Origin of the sequence: Gordonibacter sp. (assembly GCF_036667095.1) — a bacterium.
In the GTDB taxonomy this organism is placed as follows: domain Bacteria; phylum Actinomycetota; class Coriobacteriia; order Coriobacteriales; family Eggerthellaceae; genus Gordonibacter.
This window is the reverse complement of record NZ_JAVWUP010000337.1, coordinates 1-2,009: the sequence shown is the minus strand read 5'-3', so window position 1 is coordinate 2,009 and position 2,009 is coordinate 1. Positions and strand designations below refer to the sequence as shown.

Here is a 2,009-nt window from a genome sequence, read left to right as displayed (position 1 = left end):
ATTGCTCTTATGTGAATGGTGTTCACGGTCGCCTATTGCCAAAATCTATGTTTAGTCGGTAGCTTCTATCGGGTACTCTTCCACGAAGTCCATGAGCTTTTGCTGGGAATGGATGTCGAGTTTGCGGTAGATGCTGTAGATGTGGCTCTTCACCGTGTGCGGCGAGATGGTCAGCTTGCTTTGGATGTAGGCGGCGTTACGGCCTTTTGCCAAGAACTCGAGGATGTCAGTCTCGCGCGGGGAGAGCTGGTAGAGCTCGGCCACGTCTTTGCAGCGGCGCTCGAAAAGCTCCCTGTCGCTCAGGTTTGACGATACGACGGGTTTCGCCTCGCGCCCTGCAGCCGCAGCCGGCCGATCGTGGCGCTCGGGCGAAGGGAAGAACAGCATGACCACTACCACCAGCACGAACGCCATGCAGAGGCGCACGATCATGAAGGCATCAGAATGCGCTCCGTAGATCACCGTCATGGTGGCGGCGATGGCCCAGCCGAGAAGGAAGCCGAGTGCGCTGAAGATGAGGCGAACAGGCACCTGGCGAAATACAGGTGCTCCCCAGTTCTCGACGCTCTTCTTTACCACGAGCGCGTAATTCACCGACACGAATGCCGCCCACGAAGCCACGACCAGACACGAGCAGGCAAGTTGCACCCACTTGTCTGCAAAGGGCATAGCCAGGCAGGAAAGCACGGTTACGCACAGCAAGATGCGCTGGATAACGGTGATGCCGATATTCTTTCCCCGTAGGGCGAATGCGGCGATGATGCCGGCTCCGGGAATGACGAACAGAAGCCCGACGAGCACCGTATCAATACCCGAATTGAACAGATAGACGAAGGTGAGGCCGAATACGATGCCGAAGGCGATGAGCGACGGCTCTATCTCCCAGGCGAATTCCCAGGTTTTCTTGCACGACCCGATAGGCGGTGCGCACGTGGCGGACCCGCCGCGTGCGCTGACGAAATGCAGCAAGCCTACGCTTAACAGCGCGTAAATGATGCAGAAAGCAGGCTGTACGCGGTTGGGCACCATTGCGACAAGTGTGAACAGTATGCCTCCTCCGACCAACGAGAGGCTGGTGAAGCGTCGGAAGCTTTGTAGTCGGATGCGGCTGCACACGTCGAGCCAACTCACGGTGAGTACCGCGCCACCGATGCCTGCACACAGGTTCACGACGCAGAGTGCTGCCGAGGGTATGGTCATTCCGAAATCCAGCACTACCGCGGCAAGGGGAAGTAGCATGGACAGCACCGCCGTCGTTGCAAGCCATTTGATTTTGAAGAGGTCGAAACGCTTGTTTTTGCCGGCCAGGTACAAAACGAAATATCCCAGCACCAGCCCGGCGAACACGAACATTTGCACCACATCGCGTTCGGCTATTGAAACATCCTGAATGTACTCGGCGAACAACCAGTAGAAGGAAACGAGCATCCAGCCGAAGAAGCAGGCGAAACCACCGATACTCAAAAGCTCCATGGCTCCGATGCGGCGTTTAGAGACAGCGTTGCCGTCGTCCATTTATTCCCCCTGATTGTCCAGTCTTGAACGTCATTGGAGAAACTGAACACGATTGACGCGCCGATCCCGATTAAAGGATGAGCGCGAACCCCAACATCTCCGGTAACCTAGTATACAACAAAACCAGGCCCCGGGGATTTCTTCGTGTGGCTGTGTGCCTTTGGAGATGTTTGCCGACTGGCGGCTGTGGAGGATATCCGCAGGCAAAAGCCTTGCAAGGAGTTTTGTGACCGCCTTGCAAGGCAACTTCCTACGCCATGCCGGGAGGCTTGATGCCGCGATTGCGTGCGACATCGTCGACTGGCGACATGCCCAGATCGCGGCAGGCGCGTGCTGTGCCTGGCGATGCACTGGTTGCCGCATCGATGCTCTCGTCCTCTTCGAACGCCGGCGGTTTCATGAGTGCGTACACGATCCAGAGCGCGGTGCCGATCGCCGCCGTGACCGCGCACAGCGGCGCGACGTTTACCCAGACCTGATCGGCGCCGATCAGG

General features: G+C 57.6%; 2 protein-coding genes. Both read right to left on the bottom strand.

Going from position 1 to position 2,009, the window contains the following annotated elements; translation table 11 throughout:
- Nucleotides 1-51 precede the first annotated feature (51 nt).
- On the bottom strand, nt 52-1,515 hold the full coding sequence (locus RR842_RS14405; RefSeq protein ID WP_332730271.1) for a helix-turn-helix transcriptional regulator: 1,464 nt from the start codon (nt 1,513-1,515) through the stop codon (nt 52-54).
- Between the two features lie 250 nt (nt 1,516-1,765).
- On the bottom strand, nt 1,766-2,009 hold a 244-nt coding region (locus RR842_RS14400; RefSeq protein WP_332730270.1), incomplete at its 5' end, for a hypothetical protein.